Raw genomic sequence first — 15,150 nt, 5'->3', positions numbered from 1 at the left:
GAGGTGGGCGGCGTGACCGTCGAAATCGGAGACATCCCCGACCTCCCCGAAGGGGTCCCCGAGCACTTCCGCGAGCAGGGCATCGAAGAACTGTACCCGCCCCAAGGCGAGGCCGTCGAGGCCGGCGTCGCCGAGGGCGAGAGCGTGGTCGCCAGCGTGCCGACCGCCAGCGGGAAGACGCTCGTCGCCGAGCTGGCGATGCTCACGAGCGTCGCCCGCGGCGGCAAGGCGCTCTACATCGTCCCGCTCCGCGCGCTGGCCAGCGAGAAGAAGGCCGAGTTCGAGGAGTTCGAGCAGTACGGCGTGGACGTGGGCGTCTCGACGGGCAACTACGACAGCGACGGCGACTGGCTCGCCCAGAAGGACATCATCGTCGCCACCAGCGAGAAGGTGGACTCGCTCGTTCGGAACGGCGCGCAGTGGGTGGACGACCTGACCTGCGTGGTCGCCGACGAGGTTCACCTCGTGGACTCGAAGAACCGCGGTCCCACCCTCGAAGTCACCCTCGCCAAACTCCGGAAGATAAACCACGACCTCCAGACGGTCGCGCTCTCCGCGACGGTCGGCAACGCCGACGAAATCGCGGAGTGGCTCGACGCGACGCTCGTGGACTCGACGTGGCGACCCATCGACCTCCAGAAGGGCGTCCTCTACGGCCAGGCCCTCCACTTGGACGACGGGTCGAAGAAACAGATTTCCCGAGGCAACGAGAAGGCCACCGCCGCGCTGGTCGAGGACACCCTGACCGACGACGGCTCGTCGCTCGTGTTCGTCAACTCCCGACGGAACGCCGAGGCGGCCGCGCGACGCCTCGGCGACGTGACCCGCGACTACCTCACCCCGGAAGAGCAAACCGAACTCCGGGACATCGCCGACCGGATTCGAGACGCCAGCGACACCCAGACCAGCGACGATTTGGCCGACGCCGTCGAGAAGGGGTCGGCGTTCCACCACGCCGGTCTCTCCAGCGAGAGCCGCGAACTCGTCGAGGACGCCTTCCGGGACCGACTCGTGAAGGTCATCTCAGCGACGCCGACGCTCGCCGCGGGGGTCAACACGCCCTCGCGCAGGGTCATCGTCCGCGACTGGCGACGCTACGACGGCGACGTGGGCGGGATGAAACCGCTCGACGTGCTGGAGGTACACCAGATGTTCGGTCGGGCAGGCCGGCCCGGACTCGACCCCTACGGCGAGGCGGTCCTCATCGCCAACAGCCACGACGAACTGGACGAGCTGTTCGACCGCTACGTCTGGGCCGACCCCGAACCCGTCCGGTCGAAGCTCGCGGCCGAACCCGCGCTCCGGACCCACATCCTCGCAACCGTCGCCTCGGGGTTCGCCGACTCGGAGGACGAACTCGTCTCGTTCCTCGAACGCACCCTCTACGCGACCCAAACCGACGAGACCGGTCGGCTCGAAACCGTCACCCAGAACGTCCTCGAATACCTCGAACGCAACGAGTTCCTCGAACGCGACGAGGGCAACCTGCGCGCGACCGGACTCGGCCACCGCGTCTCGCAACTCTACATCGACCCCATGAGCGCGGCCGAGATAATCGACGGGCTTCGGTCGGCCGACGACCGACCGACCGCGATGGGGCTGTACCACCTCGTCTCACGGACCCCCGACATGTACGAACTCTACCTGCGGTCGGGCGACCGCGAGGAGTTGACCGAACTCGCCTACGAGCGGGAGTCGGAGTTCCTCGGGTCGATGCCCTCGGAGTTCGAGGACAACGCCTTCGAGGACTGGCTCTCGGCGCTCAAGACCGCCCGACTCCTCGAAGACTGGGCCTCCGAGAGGGACGAGGACGACATGGCCGAGGAGTACGGCGTCGGACCCGGCGACATCCGCGGCAAGGTCGAGACCGCCGAGTGGTTGCTCAACGCCGCGGAGCGACTCGCGGGCGAACTGGGTCTCGACTCCGGCCCGGCCGTCCGCGAGGCGAAAAAGCGCGTCGAGTACGGCGTCGCCGAGGAACTGCTCGACCTCGCCGGCGTCCGGAACGTCGGCCGCAAGCGCGCCCGGCGACTCTACGACGCGGGCATCGAGAACCGGTCGGACCTCCGGGAGGCCGACAAGTCGGTCGTCCTCGGCGCGCTCCGCGGCCGCCGCAAGACCGCCGAGACCATCCTCGAAAACGTCGGCCGGAAGGACCCCGACATGGAGGGCGTCGAGGCCGACGGCGAGGTGAGCGTCGCGGACGCGACGGCGACCGGGACGGAATCCGGAGACGACGGCCAGCAGAGCCTCGGTGACTTCAAATGATGCGGCGGGAACGAGACGGGCGCGGAAGCGCCGCCGACCGACGCGGAGGTCCGAACCGATGAAACTGGTCGAGGGCAGCGCCGACATCGAGGACCTCGACGCCTTCCTCGGGGATATCGGGCACATCGGCGACGAGTTCGACTGTGCGATTCAGGCCTTCGACGCCGACTACGTTCTCGGCGAGGACCACCTCCGGACGGCGGTCGAACGCGCCGACCGCGCCTTCGAGCGCGGCGAGAACGTCGCCCGCGAGCGCGCGGTCGAAATCCTGCTCTACGCCGCGGGCCGCAGGCAGATCGACCGCGCGCTCCGGATGGGCGTCGGCGTGGGCGAGACCGACGCGGTGGTCGTGGTCCACTCGCCCGACGGTGACGACGAGACCGAGCGAGCCGCGGCCGAAGCGGTCGGAGACCTGCTTGTGCCTGCGTCCGCCTCCGCGGACGCAGGCGCAGACGACGACCCGCTCGCAGCCGACCGAATCGACGCCGAGGCGGTCCGGGACTTCTTCGACGTGAGCGAGACCGAACTCGCCGCCACCGACGCGACGCTCGCGGACCTCGTCCGCGAGCGGGTAGCACTGCTGGACGTCGAGAAGTGATGGCCTCCCGCGCGACGAAGCGAAGCAATCAGCCAGCAGGGTTACGGATTTCACGACCGTATCGGAAGACATGGCCGACTACGACCCGGACGCCGGAGACGAGCAACAGCACGCCCGCGAGCGCCAACACGAGCGAACCGAGAGCGTCGAGGACATACTCGGCGAGGCCGGGCGGATGCTCGGCGAACACAAGTACCCCGCGACCAGCGAGGAGTTGGCGACCGAGTACGGCGACCAGCCGCTCGACCTCCAGAACGAGACGGAGTCGCTGGGGAGCGTCTTCGACCGACTCGTGGACGAGCGATTCGAGTCCGCCGACGAGGCCCGCGAGGCGATCTACGACGAGATAACCGGCGAAGCGGCCGGTCCCGAAGAGTACAACGACGAGCGCGCCGTCGGCGAACTCGACGCGAACGTGACCGACGACGAGTCGAACGTCAACTCGAACTGACGGGTCCGTGCCCGGCCCGCGCCGGACGCTCCAGTTGAAACGAAGGGGTTAAATGCGAAGACGGCTGTCGGGTCGGCGAATCGATTTAAAACACGGGGATTCGGTTCGGGTGTCGCCTTCCACGGTATCCGACCTCGGAACTTCGTTCTTCCGGTCTCTTCTCGACGTTCGGTTCGGCGGGTCTCTCGCGGGCGACGACCGGCGAAATCGACCGCTCGACGGTGACGGTTCATCTGCAGAGAATCGGTCGAACCGGCGTGAAACGGTTGCAACTGTCTCGGGGATTTACTCGCCGGAGTGCGTCCCCAGAGTCGTGGTGGTCTATCGGTTGGAATGCGTAGATTGCGGAGAGTCGCGCGTCGGCAGGGAAACCGACGACGGTATCCGGCCCGTTCGGGACGACTGCCCGGAGTGCGGTTGCTCCGAATACGAAGTCTCGGCGTACGGTCCCGAGGACTGACCTGCCTCGAATCGACACGACTCACCACATTCTTTGCTTTCGAGCGCCGTCACTGCCGCTGCTCGGCTACGTCGCCGAGAGCGACGTTCGTGAACTCGAAGCGCGCGCCGCCGTCCGTCCCCGTAGTTATCGCGTAGTCCCAGCCGTAGGCCTCGGCCAATTCGGCGACGAACAGCAGTCCGAACCCGGTGCCGTCGGTGGTGTATCCGGCTTCGAAGACGGCCTCGCGCTCGTCCTCGGGGATGCCCGGCCCGTCGTCGGCGACGTAGAACCCCGAGGGGAGTCGTCCGACTCGAATCGTGACGTCCTCCTCGGCGTGTTTGACGGCGTTCTCGAAGAGGTTTTCGAGGAGATGCCGGAGGTGAATCGCGTCCGAGAGCAACGTCTGGTCGGACTCGACGACCAAACTCGTGCGGGAGCTATCGATGTCGTCCCACACTTCCTCGGCCACCGCTCCGAGTTCGACCGCCTCCTGGTCGATCTGCTCGCTCTGGCCGCGGGCGATGAACAGTATCACTTCGACCATCTCCTCGATGCGGTCGAGCGCCGACTCGACCTCTTCGGCGGCGTCCGGGTCGCCGTCTGCTGCCTGTTCGTGGTATATCTGGGCGATGCTTAGTGGATTACGGAGTTCGTGGGCGAGGAGACTCGCAAAACTGTCCAAACGCCGGTTCTGTCGCTGGAGTTGTTGTTGCCGTCGCTCTAACTTCTCTCGTTGCTCCCGTAACTGCCTGTGCTGTTCCTGCAACTGCCGGGCTTGCGTCGTCGCTCGCGCGTCGTACATGCCGACGAGGAACCCGCTCGCGGTTCCGATGGCCGTCGAGAACGTCGCCGACCACACCGTGATGCGAAACGGGTTCAGCGGTTCGAGGTCGAGCAGCCCCAGAAACCCCAGAATTATCGCGAAACCGGCGAGACACCACGCGACGACGCGAGAGTAGGCGTCGGGGTCGATGTCGGACCTGGGGAGTCGATACCCGCCGTAGAGCAGGACGAGACCGGGACCGCCGACGATGATGAAGTCGAGAATGCCAACCACACCGCCTCCGTTACCGACGACGACGAGGACGGCGAGTCCGACGGCGAGGCCGACGTACGTCGTTCCGGCGAACGCCAGGACCCACGGGGCACTCTTCGTTACGATGTGGGCCACTCCTCGTCTCATGGACGAATCGACGCACGAACGTTATTTAGTTTCAATTGAAAGACGGAAGCCGGTGGAGCCCGATTCCAATCGAACCGTGAGAGTCGGCGTTACTCGTCGTACCGCACCCGCCAACACCAGTGGTCGGGAAGGCGACGGGCCGTCCGCTTCGCGTGTTCGAACTTCGGCGTCTTGCTCACGATATCGCCCCACGCTTCGTCTGCACTGTCGTACACTGACTTCGGTCGTCGCACTGATCTTTCTTTCACGTGTAATCAGCGTAGCTGACGATGCAGGCTACATAAGCATTGCTGTGGACCGACCGTCTTTCGAGTCCGTCTGGCTCCCGTTTCGGTCGCTAGCTTTTACGTACGATAACGACAATTCAATCGTTGGAGAGTCGAGACTCGAATTCGGTCAGTAGACGAAATGAAACGGCCGGATAGTCCCACCAGGATTCGAACCTGGGTCGAAGCCCCCAGAAGGCTTCAGGATTGGCCACTACCCCATGGGACTGCGCATTCCACGGTACTCGCCGGGGGAATGTAAGCGTTGCGCGTTCGTCCGGATTTGATAACGCTTCGCACTCCTCGCAGTCGATTCTCCTGCCACGCCGGATTTACTCGCGGACTCGCCGTCCGAGTTCGTCGCCCGTGCATAAACCAACACGTACTTGCCCAACAAGTACGCACGTTCGTGTATGTACGTCGGACGATTCGTCGTCGTCGGCCCGGAGATAGCGGCCTACCGCGTCTCGTCGCGGTCGTTCCCGAACCGGCAGATAATCGAGCGCGACGCCGCGCTGACCGTCGGGCCGACCGAAGACGCACCCGAGACGGACAACCCCTACATCTCGTACAACTGCGCGCGGACGGTCGGCACCGAGTCGGCGGATTCCGCGAGCGGTCCGACCGCCGCGGACGCGGCGGTCGTCGGCAACGGCTCGCACGTAGACCCCGTCACCGAGAAGATGGAACTGGGCTACCCCGCGCGCGACGCGCTGGCCGAGAGCCTGCTCGCGCTCGACTACGAGAAGGACGACTACGACACGCCCCGAATCGCGGGCGTCCTGACCGACGAGTCGGCCTTCGTCGGCACCGTCCGAAAGGACGCGCTCGTCGTCCGCGAGGTGTCCGAACCGACCCTCGTGGCGACCTACGAGAAGGACGCGCCCGAGGCGTTCGACTTCGGGGCAGACACGGCGGGCGAGGCCGCGAGCGAGGCCTACGACCTCGACTTCGAGCACGCCGTCTGTGCGGCCGGGGTCGCGCGCACCGACGGCGGGTTCGAGTTCGCCGTCGAGAACGGGGAGTAACTCTCCCAGTCGATACCGAGTCGGAGTTCGTCGGCGGGAGCGCGACCGGGACCGAAACTAAGTCCCGCGACCTCCAACGCTATCCCATGCGAGTCGGCGTTCTCTCCGACGTTCACTCGAACAGGGTGGCCTTCGAGACGGTCTTGGACGACATGCCGGACGTGGACGCACTGATTTGTGCGGGCGACGTGGTGGGGTACAATCCGTGGCCCGCCGAGTGCGTCGAGTTGGTCCGCGAGCGCGAGATTCCGACCGTTATGGGCAACCACGACCGGGCGGTCGCCTCGGGCACCGCCTTCAGGTTCAACCGGATGGCGAAGGCCGGCGTCGAACACGCCCGCGAGCGACTCACCGACGAGCAGTTGGAGTGGCTCGACGGTCTCCCGACCGAGCGCCGGGAGTTCGACGGCCGGGTCAAAATCGTCCACGGCCACCCCGACGACCCCGACCACTACACGATGCCCGACGAGTTCTCGGCCGACCTGCTCGACGACGAGGAGGTGCTGGTCATGGGTCACACCCACGTCCAGTACCACGAGGAGTACGCCGAGGGCGTCGTGATGAACCCCGGCAGCGTCGGCCAACCGCGCGACGGCGACCCGAAGGCGGCCTACGCGCTCCTCGACTTGGACGACCTGTCCGTCGAGGAGCGCCGCGTCGAGTACGACGTGGCGGCCGTGCAGAACGCGGTCCGGGAGGCTGGCCTGCCGGAGAAAATCGGCTCTCGGTTGAAGTACGGGAAGTAGCGCCTCGCCTCTCGACTTCGAGGAATACACACCTGTTCTAAACATCACTATAGATTGCTCTCTACGAGACGAAACCACGTCTTTGCTTCTCGCAGTGGAAAAGAATCGCAGACTCGTGGATCGGCGTCGGAGGCCGGATTACGCGATTTCGTCGTACTGCTCGGAGAGCTTGTCCGCGGCCTCGCCCAACTGCTCGCGCTCGAACTCGGTCAGGTCCCACTCCACGACTTCCTGCACGCCGCCCTCGCCCAACTTGACGGGGACGCCGAGCGCCACGTCGTCGTGACCGTACTCGCCGTCGAGTTTGACGGAACCGGGCAGGACTTCGCCGGTGTCGCGGACGATGGCCTCGACCATGTGGCCGACGCCCGTCGCGGGACCCCACTGGGTCGCTCCCTTCTTCTCGATGACGTTCATCGCGCTCTGCTTGAGTTCCTCCAGAATCTCCTCCTTCTCGTCGTCGCTGAACTCGGGGTCCTTGCCGTTGGCCCGAACCTTCGAGAAGACCGGCACCTGCGCGTCGCCGTGTTCGCCCAGAATCGTCGCCTCGACGTTCTGGACCGGTTCGTCGAACCGCTGGCTCAGGACGTAGCGGAAGCGCGCGGAGTCGAGTCGGCCGCCGAAGCCGACGACCTTCTCGCGCGACCGCTCGCCGGTCTCGTAGAGGTGGCGGTTCAGCAGGTCCACCGGGTTGGAGGTCGTGACGGTCACGAAGTCGTCGTTGTACTCCGCGAGCGAGGAGCCGATGTCCTCCATGATGGGCGCGTTGTCGCCCGCGAGGTCGATGCGGGTCTGGCCGGGCTGGCGCGGAATCCCGGCCGTGATGACGACCACGTCCGAGCCTTCGGTCTCCTCGTAACCGCCCTGTCGGACCGTGGTGTTCGCGTCGTAGGCGGCCCCGTGGTTCACGTCGGCGGCCTGCCCGACGGTGTCCTCTTCCTTGTCCGGGATATCTACGAGTACCAGTTCGTCCGCGATGTCCCGAAGCGCGATGTTGTACGCCGCCGCGGCGCCGACGGTTCCGGCCGCGCCGACCACGCTGATTTTCGTCATACCACGTAAAACGCCGCCCGCAAAACCGTTAAGCGCTTCGGAACGCCCGGAAAACGGCCGAGAGGGTCGTCAGACGACGTTATAAAATTCGACTATCGACGTAACTCAGGCAACCGAACAGCCCCCCGGAAGACTGATACGTTCGGCGACGCGTTGTCCGCCCGATGCCCTCCAGAACGCTCTCAGGCCGTTCCGGTCCGAGAACGGCCGCCGTCCTCGCGGTCGCCGCGGTCCTCGTCGCCTCGCTTCCGCCGACCGCACTCGCGGCCCCCGCCGGTGGCGGTAGCGTCGACGCGACCGTCACCGGACCCGTCGGCGACAGAGCGACGTGTCCGCGAGACGCCCGACCGTCCGACACGGTCGGAGGCCCGACCGACGCCGTTCCGCCGACCTCCTCGAACTCTTCTCGGTCGCCGACCCCGAACGAGTCCGCCGACCTGACCGTCGCCCGCGGTGACGTCGCGGTCGTTCCGCTATCGGTTCCGTCGGGCGCGAACGCGACCGTCTCGGTCGGGTCCGGAGACGGGTACAGCGCTCGCCTCGACGTTCGGGACGACGGCGACGGCCGAGTTCGACTCCTCGTCAACACGTACCTCGCCGGGAATCGGACGACCGTCGCACCCGGCACGTACCGTGCCGCAGGCGACGACGCCGTGACCGTCACCGGCGGAACCCCGGCCGAACCGCTAGAACCCGGAACGTACCCCGTGACGGCCACTCGAAACGGGACCCTCGTCGCGGAGCGCGAACTGACCGTGACCGAACCCTCGTTCGAGTCGGCGACTGCCCGTCGCGCCGTCCCCCGACTGTTCGACGCGGCGAACGCCAGCGAGATTCGGTCGGCGAACAGAAGCGCGTTGACGGCCTCGCTCCAGTCGGGGGAGCACGAACCTGAAGTCGTCGAGGGCGAGACGCTCTTGCTCCGAATCGACGCCTCGAGCCTCCTCGGCGCGATTGCCGCACAGCCCGGAAACACGACGACCGAACGATTCCTCGCGCTTCACGACGAAACGGAACCGGATACCGACGAGACGTTCGAAATCAGTGGTCCGTGCGGTGGCATCCTGTTCCACGAGACCGTCACCGAGGGGGGCGCTCGCGTCCTACTCGACTACCACGTTGGCGCGGCGTACGTCCTCCTTGACACGACAAATCTCGAAGGGACGAACGCCGGAGGACAGACCGTCTACGTCGAAGTCTCTTCGGAGAGCCGTCTCGGAGATGCCGGGCGAGAACTGACCGCGTCGTTCCGAATCGCTCCCCGTCAGACCGCGATTCGACCGGCCGGAACCGAGACAGTTCGACTGACCGCCGACGACCGGGCGACGGTTTCGGGCGAAACGAACCTGCTCGCCGGGTCGCGCATCCCCGTCCGCGTCGAGTCGCGGGTCGGTTCGACGTTCGAGCGACGGACGACCGCGACGGTCGCGGCCAACGGTACGTTCGCCGCGACGGTAGACCTCTCGAACGCCTCGGCTCCGGGGCTGTTTGCGGTCCACGTCGGCCCCGACCAGTTCCCCGGAGAAATCGGCGAACCGCCGGGCGTCTACTGGGAACTATCCGAATACGGACATCGCCCACGAGTCACCGACCTAAACGTCCGGCGACTCGCGCTTCCGGAGGGCGGCCTCCTCGTCGCCTACGAGTACGACTCCTCGACCGACCGGTTCCGACCGGTCGGCTCGGCGACCCCGAGCGACGAGGACCTCCTGGTGGACTCCCGAACCGAACCGGGCTACCTCCTCGTCGTTGCCCATCGAGACTCCAACGGAAACCGGGCGTTCGACGGCCCGGCGACAGACTCGCCGTACCGCGTCGATGGCCGAGCGGTGAGCGACTGGCTCGGCGTCACCGTCGATGGGGTCGAACCGAACGGAACCGAACCGTCGGCGACGTTCGACGCCGACCGAGTGGTGACTCCGACGGCGGAAGCGACGACTGCCGACCCCGACACTACGACGACCGACCCTGCCACGACGACGACCACCCCCGAAACGACCACGACGGACTCGACCGTCGAGTCCACCGGAACTTCCGGAACGGTCGAGTCAACGTCGACTCCCTCGACCGCGTCCGACGGCGGCTCCACCACTCACTCCGACGTGACAGGCGTGGGGATACCGGGCTTCGGCCCGCTCGTCGCCGCCGCGGCGCTCGTCGTCGCTGCGGTGCTGGTGCTTGGAACGCGCCGGTGACCTGCGACTCGCCGGTGCCCCTGACTCGTGGCTGGTACCGACCCGGAGGGTTGCGTAAACCGGAAAACGCTGGCGTTCCTCTCTTGGCACATGAGCAGCGACGACGACTCGGGATTCGACAAAGAGGCCGAGCGCGAGAAGTTGCGCGAAAAGTACGGCGACGAAGAGAACGACCGCGAGAACACTCGTCGGATGAGCGAACTTCTCCTTCAAGGTGCGACGATGACGGGCAAACACTGCGACAACTGCGGCGACCCCATCTTCCGCCACGACGGACAGGAGTTCTGCCCGACCTGCCAACACGAGGCCCAGCAGGCCCAGCAAACCCAACAGGCTCGCCGCCCGGACGCCGCCGAAACTCCGGACGCCGCCGAGACCGGGGACGCGGGCGAATCCGCGGACGCGGCCGACGCCGCGAATCCCGACGCCGCAAGCGCGGACGACGAACCCCGCGTCGAAATCAACGACGTCCGGGTCGCGGACCGCCACGCCGACCGGTCGGACGTGCGCGCTCCGCCCTCCCAGTCCGGACATCGAGGGCAGGAACGCGACCGCACGCGGACGGAACGTCGAAGCACCGACCGCACGCGGAGCGGGGAGCGAGCGCACGACCACGCCCACCGCGTGGAGGACCGCCAGCACGCGCACGACCACCAGCACGCGCAGGACTCCCGTCGTCACGCGCGGAACTCGGAGGACCGCGACGCGACCGCTCGACCTCCGACCGGCGAGACCGGCGACCTCGCTACCGCCCGCGAGGCGCTCGTCCGCAACCTCTCGGACCTCGCGCGCCGGGCCGAGGAGACCGACGACGTGGCCCGCGCCCGCGAACTCCTCGCGGCGACCCGCGAGGCCGCCGAGGCGCTCGACGCGCTCGACCGGGCAAACCGTTAACTCGATTCCGACCGACGTTCGCGCATGGAAATCCTCGTCCCCATCGACGGTTCGGAGTGCAGTTTCCACGCGCTCGACTTCGCCATCGAGTTCGCCCGCCGGTTCGAGGCGTCGCTCCACGTGGTCCACGTCAGCGACAGCGAGACCGACGCGACCGACGAAATCCTCGCCCGCGCCCGCGAGCGACTCGCCGAGGAAGGCGTCACCGACGAACCCGAAGTCTCGACCGACGTGGACCTCGCGTTCCGGCCGGCCGACCGTGTCGGCGAGGACATCCTCGCGCTGGTCGAAGAACGGGGCTACGACCACGTGGTGATGGGCCACCACGGCAGCGGCGCTGTGGACCGGATGATGCTAGGCAGCGCGGCGCACACCGTCATCGAAGAAGAGTCGGTCGCAGTAACTATTGTTCCGTAGTCGCTCGGGGAGTGTCCGAGCGGGCCGGTAGCACGGTCGGCCCCGTGGAGGTCTCCACCCGCAGCCGAGCGAACAGGAGGTCGAGGTCCGGCAGGTCCCGGTCCTCGTCACGGGTCTCGTGCTGGGGTTCGCCGTAGAGCGTTTGCTCGTCGTAGTCCGAACCGGTCTCGTGACACGGCTCGCCGTAGAGCGTCCGCTCGTCCGGCCCGTCAGCGGTCTCGTAGTTCGATTCACCGTAGAGCGAATCGACGCTTCCCGTGTCGTCGTCCGTGGAAGGCCGTTCGTACCTCATTTACTCAGTATCTACTCAAGAATGCGAGTCGGCATAAGTCGTCACGGCCGTTCTATCGAGTTTCGCCCGAAAACCACGTCTTACACGCCACCTACGACCGAGTAAGCCGCGATTTCCCGCACGGGAGCGTCGGGACCGACCGGAACAACGCCGAAATTACCGGAACCGTTCGCGGCCGTTCACAACTCGGTGGTACCACCAGCGGTCGCTACCGCTCGTAATCGCTCCCGACGACCTCGCGGATTCGCTCGGCGGTGACTTCACCGACGCCTTGAACCTCCAGCAGGTCGTCTTCTCGGGCCGTCATGACCGCTTCGACGGTCTTGAACTCCTCCAACAGTGACCGCGCGGTCACGGGACCGATGTCCGCGATGGACGAGACGACGTACTCCTGCTGTTCGGCCAGCGTCTTGCTCGCCTTCTCGCCGTGGACCGACACCTCGCGGTCGTCGGACTCCTGTTCGCGGGTCGCGATGACCTCCAGTAGGTCGGCGGTGTCGTCCTCGCCGGTCGTCCGGAGGACGCTCGCGCCGAAGTCCACCGCCAGCGACGAGAGCGCGCCCCGAATCGCGTTCGGGTGGACGTTGCGCTCCTCGTAGAGACCGTCGCCCTCCAGAATCACGACCGGACGGGCGTAGTGGCGCGTCGCGTCGCCCAACTGCTCGAACATCGAGCGGTCGCCGCCGGTCAGCGTGTCGAGGAAGTCGCCGACCGACTTGCGCTCGACCACCACGCGGTCGCTCAGCACGTAGTCGCCGACCGAGAGGGTCTCGAGACGGGTCTCGATTCCCTCGCGCGTCGAGAGGTCCCGCGCGATGGTCGAGTCGAGTTCGCGCTGGTCGGCCACGATTTCGACCGTCTCGTCGTCGGGTTTCGCGGTGGCGACGACGCCTTCTTCGGGGTCTTCGGTCTCCTCGGCGTCGGTCGCCTTGGCGTCCTCCGGTTCCTCGGCGTCTTCCAGTTCTCCGTCGTCTGCGGTCTCTTCGTCGTCTTCCCCGCTCGCGTCGAACGCTTGCAGTCCGGGTTCCACGTCGCTTCGGGAGTCGTCTTCGTCGCTCGCGCCGCCGGACCCCGAATCGAAGTCCCCCAGTTGGCGCTGAGAGTCGTCCAATTCTTCCTCGACCTCGTCGGCGACGCCCTTCAGCTTCCGCATCTCCTCTTCCATCTCGTCCTCGCGGCGCTTGGAAATCCAGAAGTAAGCCTCGTCGCGGGTGTCTTCCGCGAGGAGAACCGCGACCCGGCCCTTGGCCTGTCGCCCGGTCCGGCCCTTGCGCTGGATGGACCGGATGGCGGTCGGCACCGGTTCGTAGAACAGCACGAGGTCCACCTCGGGCACGTCGAGTCCCTCCTCGGCGACCGAGGTCGAGACCAGCACCTCGAAGTCGCCGCCTCGGAAGCGGTCCAAAACCTCCTGTTGCTGTTTCTGGGTCATCCCGTCGCTGCCCTCCTTGTCGCCCTGCCCGACGAACCGCTGGGCGTCGAAGTGCTGGCCGAGGAAGTCGGTCAGGGCCTCGGCGGTGTCGCGCGACTCGGTGAACACGATGACGCGCTCGCCGTTCTCGATGCCGAGCGTCTCGGCGATGCGCATCCGGGCACGGGAGTACTTCGGGTGGAGACTGTCGTACTTTTCGGCCCTGCGCATCGCCTCCTTGACTTTGGGTTCGGAGACGAACCGCTGGCTGGCCTTCGACGCGCCCGAGGACTTGGCGGCGTTGCGCTGGCGCTCGAAGTATCTGCGGAGGGCTTCGACGCTCTGGGTCTCGACGTACGTCACGGCTGTTCGGAGCTTCCGAATCTCGGCGAGCGCCGACATGCCTTGGTACCCCTCCGACTGGTCGTTGTCGATGAGTTGCTGGAGTTCCGCCCGCATCTTCTTGATGTCCGTCTCCGAGAGGTCGGCGCTGGTCTTGCGGGTGATACCGAGTTCCTTCAGCTTCGCCAGTCGGTCCTCGACGACCTCGTTGAGGGCGTCCCGAATCTCCAGCACCTCGTCGGGCAACTCGACGCGCTCCCACTCGACGTCGGTGTCGTGGGTGTACTCCTCGACGTCGGAGTCCTCCTCGGTCATCACCTCCACGTTGTCGATGCCGAGGTTCTCGCAGACCTCCAGAATCTCCTCCTCGTCGCCGCCGGGCGACGCGCTCATTCCCGTGACGAGGGGGTCCTCGGCGTCCTGATGGTATCGCTCGGCGATGTAGTTGTAGGCGTAGTCGCCGGTCGCGCGGTGGCACTCGTCGAAGGTGACGTGGGTCACGCCGCGGAGGTCGATTCGGCTCCCCACGAGGTCGTTCTCCACGACCTGCGGGGTGGCGATGACCACCGACGCGCTCTGCCAGAGTTCCGTGCGCTCGTCGGGGCGGACCTCGCCGGTGAACACCACGATGTCGTCGTCCGGAATATCGAGGGCCTCGCGGTAGAAGTCGGCGTGCTGCTGGACGAGCGGTTTCGTCGGCGCGAGCAGGAGGCTCTTGCCGCCCACGTCGGCCAGTCGCTCGGCCGTCACGAGCAGGCTCACCGTGGTCTTCCCGAGTCCGGTCGGCAGACAGACCAAGGTGTTGCGGTCCTTCGCCGACCCCGCGAGTTGCAACTGGTACATCCGGCGCTCGATGAACTCCGGGACGAGGAGTTCGTGGTCCACGTACTGCTGGTCCCCGGTCGTCGCCATTCGTGGCAGGGTTAGTCGCCCTCCGGTTAAAGCGTTCGCGTTGCGGGGTGAAAGTAGAACTCGGTCGGCGTCACAGCGTCACGGTCGGCAGATACCGCAACGCCAGATACATCACGACCGCCGAGACGACCGGAATCGTGATGTTGTCGTCGATGACGTAGCCCGCGATGATGGGCTTCATACCGTCGGCCAGCGTCGCGGCCAGCGCCCCCAACACTGCCGCGACCAGCGGGAGGCCCGACAGACTCGTGATGAGCAGACAGACGCCGAACGTGAGCAGGAGCGTGTGGGTCGCCTTCACGCCCAACTCGCCCGACCCCGCCAGTCCGCTGATGGGGTCGGCGATGGTCAGCATCAGCATCGCGGGGACGGCGACGCGGGGCTGGAAGGCGAGTACCGCTACGGTCATCCCGAAGATGTAGAGCGCGTAGCCAGCGAGGTTGTCCTGCTCGTACTCGCGGGTCAGTTCGTCGAAGATGCGCCAGTCCAACCCGACGAACAGGCGAACTACCTCCAACACGAGCGTGGCGAGCGAACTCGCCACGAGCAGGAGTCGCAACTGCTCGTAGCGCGCAAGCCCGAGCAAGTACAGCGCCGGATAGCCCGTCCCCGAGACGTGGACGAGACGGCGCTTGACCTCGCTGGGTATCGA

The 15,150-nt window shown here is 66.5% G+C and carries 14 protein-coding genes and 1 tRNA gene; 8 read left to right on the top strand and 7 right to left on the bottom strand.

Features of this window, described 5'->3' with window-relative positions; translation table 11 throughout:
- The first annotated feature begins 12 nt into the window (after positions 1 to 12).
- From M0R88_RS06750 to M0R88_RS06740, 3 genes are all read left to right on the top strand, one after another.
- On the top strand, positions 13 to 2,268 hold the full coding sequence (locus M0R88_RS06750) for an ATP-dependent DNA helicase (protein WP_248656183.1): 2,256 nt from the start codon (positions 13 to 15) through the stop codon (positions 2,266 to 2,268).
- A 58-nt stretch (positions 2,269 to 2,326) separates the two neighbouring features.
- The gene (gene cgi121, locus M0R88_RS06745) at positions 2,327 to 2,866 is read left to right on the top strand and encodes a KEOPS complex subunit Cgi121 (RefSeq protein ID WP_248656182.1); all 540 of its coding nucleotides are present in this window, start codon (positions 2,327 to 2,329) and stop codon (positions 2,864 to 2,866) included.
- Between the two features lie 70 nt (positions 2,867 to 2,936).
- A complete protein-coding gene (locus M0R88_RS06740; RefSeq protein ID WP_248656181.1) occupies positions 2,937 to 3,317 on the top strand; it encodes a DUF5789 family protein in 381 nt (126 codons plus the stop codon).
- Between the two features lie 509 nt (positions 3,318 to 3,826).
- Here the strand turns inward: M0R88_RS06740 and M0R88_RS06735 are convergent.
- The 3 genes from M0R88_RS06735 to M0R88_RS06730 all read right to left on the bottom strand — a co-directional run bounded on the left by M0R88_RS06735 (position 3,827) and on the right by M0R88_RS06730 (position 5,437).
- A complete protein-coding gene (locus tag M0R88_RS06735) occupies positions 3,827 to 4,942 on the bottom strand; it encodes a sensor histidine kinase (protein WP_248656180.1) in 1,116 nt (371 codons plus the stop codon).
- Positions 4,943 to 5,031: 89 nt separating this feature from the next.
- Entirely contained in the window at positions 5,032 to 5,157 is a 126-nt protein-coding gene (locus tag M0R88_RS18650) for a hypothetical protein (RefSeq protein WP_256468584.1), read from the bottom strand.
- 207 nt (positions 5,158 to 5,364) lie between these two features.
- Positions 5,365 to 5,437, bottom strand: a tRNA-Gln gene (locus M0R88_RS06730).
- Between the two features lie 184 nt (positions 5,438 to 5,621).
- Here M0R88_RS06730 and M0R88_RS06725 point away from each other — a divergent pair.
- Both M0R88_RS06725 and M0R88_RS06720 read left to right on the top strand, forming a co-directional pair.
- A complete protein-coding gene (locus M0R88_RS06725; RefSeq protein WP_248656179.1) occupies positions 5,622 to 6,236 on the top strand; it encodes an IMP cyclohydrolase in 615 nt (204 codons plus the stop codon).
- An 86-nt stretch (positions 6,237 to 6,322) separates the two neighbouring features.
- On the top strand, positions 6,323 to 6,982 hold the full coding sequence (locus M0R88_RS06720; RefSeq protein WP_248656178.1) for a metallophosphoesterase family protein: 660 nt from the start codon (positions 6,323 to 6,325) through the stop codon (positions 6,980 to 6,982).
- Positions 6,983 to 7,120: 138 nt separating this feature from the next.
- On the opposite strand, the gene mdh is transcribed toward M0R88_RS06720, so the two are convergent.
- Positions 7,121 to 8,035: a malate dehydrogenase gene (gene mdh, locus M0R88_RS06715; RefSeq protein ID WP_248656177.1), complete on the bottom strand. Its 915-nt coding sequence runs from the start codon at positions 8,033 to 8,035 to the stop codon at positions 7,121 to 7,123.
- A 164-nt stretch (positions 8,036 to 8,199) separates the two neighbouring features.
- Between mdh and M0R88_RS06710 the strand changes: the two genes are divergently transcribed.
- The 3 genes from M0R88_RS06710 to M0R88_RS06700 all read left to right on the top strand — a co-directional run bounded on the left by M0R88_RS06710 (position 8,200) and on the right by M0R88_RS06700 (position 11,541).
- Positions 8,200 to 10,230 (top strand): BGTF surface domain-containing protein, encoded by a 2,031-nt coding sequence (locus M0R88_RS06710; RefSeq protein ID WP_248656176.1) that lies wholly within the window; start codon positions 8,200 to 8,202, stop codon positions 10,228 to 10,230.
- A gap of 90 nt (positions 10,231 to 10,320) precedes the next feature.
- Positions 10,321 to 11,124: an Sjogren's syndrome/scleroderma autoantigen 1 family protein gene (locus M0R88_RS06705; RefSeq protein ID WP_248656175.1), complete on the top strand. Its 804-nt coding sequence runs from the start codon at positions 10,321 to 10,323 to the stop codon at positions 11,122 to 11,124.
- Positions 11,125 to 11,148: 24 nt separating this feature from the next.
- Positions 11,149 to 11,541, top strand: coding sequence for a universal stress protein (locus tag M0R88_RS06700; protein WP_248656174.1), 393 nt, complete (start codon positions 11,149 to 11,151; stop codon positions 11,539 to 11,541).
- Here M0R88_RS06700 and M0R88_RS06695 read toward each other — a convergent pair.
- The 3 genes from M0R88_RS06695 to M0R88_RS06685 all read right to left on the bottom strand — a co-directional run bounded on the left by M0R88_RS06695 (position 11,528) and on the right by M0R88_RS06685 (position 15,147).
- Positions 11,528 to 11,833: a hypothetical protein gene (locus M0R88_RS06695; protein WP_248656173.1), complete on the bottom strand. Its 306-nt coding sequence runs from the start codon at positions 11,831 to 11,833 to the stop codon at positions 11,528 to 11,530. The genes M0R88_RS06700 and M0R88_RS06695 overlap by 14 nt on opposite strands.
- A 208-nt stretch (positions 11,834 to 12,041) precedes the next feature.
- Positions 12,042 to 14,498 carry a DEAD/DEAH box helicase gene (locus M0R88_RS06690; protein WP_248656172.1) on the bottom strand — a complete coding sequence of 819 codons (2,457 nt, stop codon included), beginning with the start codon at positions 14,496 to 14,498 and terminating at the stop codon, positions 12,042 to 12,044.
- 70 nt (positions 14,499 to 14,568) lie between these two features.
- A complete protein-coding gene (locus M0R88_RS06685; RefSeq protein ID WP_248656767.1) occupies positions 14,569 to 15,147 on the bottom strand; it encodes a dolichol kinase in 579 nt (192 codons plus the stop codon).
- Between the last annotated feature and the right edge of the window lie 3 nt (positions 15,148 to 15,150).

The organism is Halorussus gelatinilyticus (assembly GCF_023238445.1).
Lineage (GTDB): Archaea > Halobacteriota > Halobacteria > Halobacteriales > Haladaptataceae > Halorussus > Halorussus gelatinilyticus.
This window is presented reverse-complemented; position numbering and strand designations above follow the sequence as displayed.

Bases quoted from the DNA above. Each gene is read 5' to 3' on its own strand.
- cgi121 (WP_248656182.1), top strand. From the start codon at position 2,327: ATGAAACTGGTCGAGGGCAGCGCCGACATCGAGGACCTCGACGCCTTC.
- M0R88_RS06740 (WP_248656181.1), top strand. From the start codon at position 2,937: ATGGCCGACTACGACCCGGACGCCGGAGACGAGCAACAGCACGCCCGC.
- M0R88_RS06735 (WP_248656180.1), bottom strand. From the start codon at position 4,942: ATGAGACGAGGAGTGGCCCACATCGTAACGAAGAGTGCCCCGTGGGTC.
- M0R88_RS06725 (WP_248656179.1), top strand. From the start codon at position 5,622: ATGTACGTCGGACGATTCGTCGTCGTCGGCCCGGAGATAGCGGCCTAC.
- M0R88_RS06720 (WP_248656178.1), top strand. From the start codon at position 6,323: ATGCGAGTCGGCGTTCTCTCCGACGTTCACTCGAACAGGGTGGCCTTC.
- mdh (WP_248656177.1), bottom strand. From the start codon at position 8,035: ATGACGAAAATCAGCGTGGTCGGCGCGGCCGGAACCGTCGGCGCCGCG.
- M0R88_RS06710 (WP_248656176.1), top strand. From the start codon at position 8,200: ATGCCCTCCAGAACGCTCTCAGGCCGTTCCGGTCCGAGAACGGCCGCC.
- M0R88_RS06705 (WP_248656175.1), top strand. From the start codon at position 10,321: ATGAGCAGCGACGACGACTCGGGATTCGACAAAGAGGCCGAGCGCGAG.
- M0R88_RS06700 (WP_248656174.1), top strand. From the start codon at position 11,149: ATGGAAATCCTCGTCCCCATCGACGGTTCGGAGTGCAGTTTCCACGCG.
- M0R88_RS06695 (WP_248656173.1), bottom strand. From the start codon at position 11,833: ATGAGGTACGAACGGCCTTCCACGGACGACGACACGGGAAGCGTCGAT.
- M0R88_RS06690 (WP_248656172.1), bottom strand. From the start codon at position 14,498: ATGGCGACGACCGGGGACCAGCAGTACGTGGACCACGAACTCCTCGTC.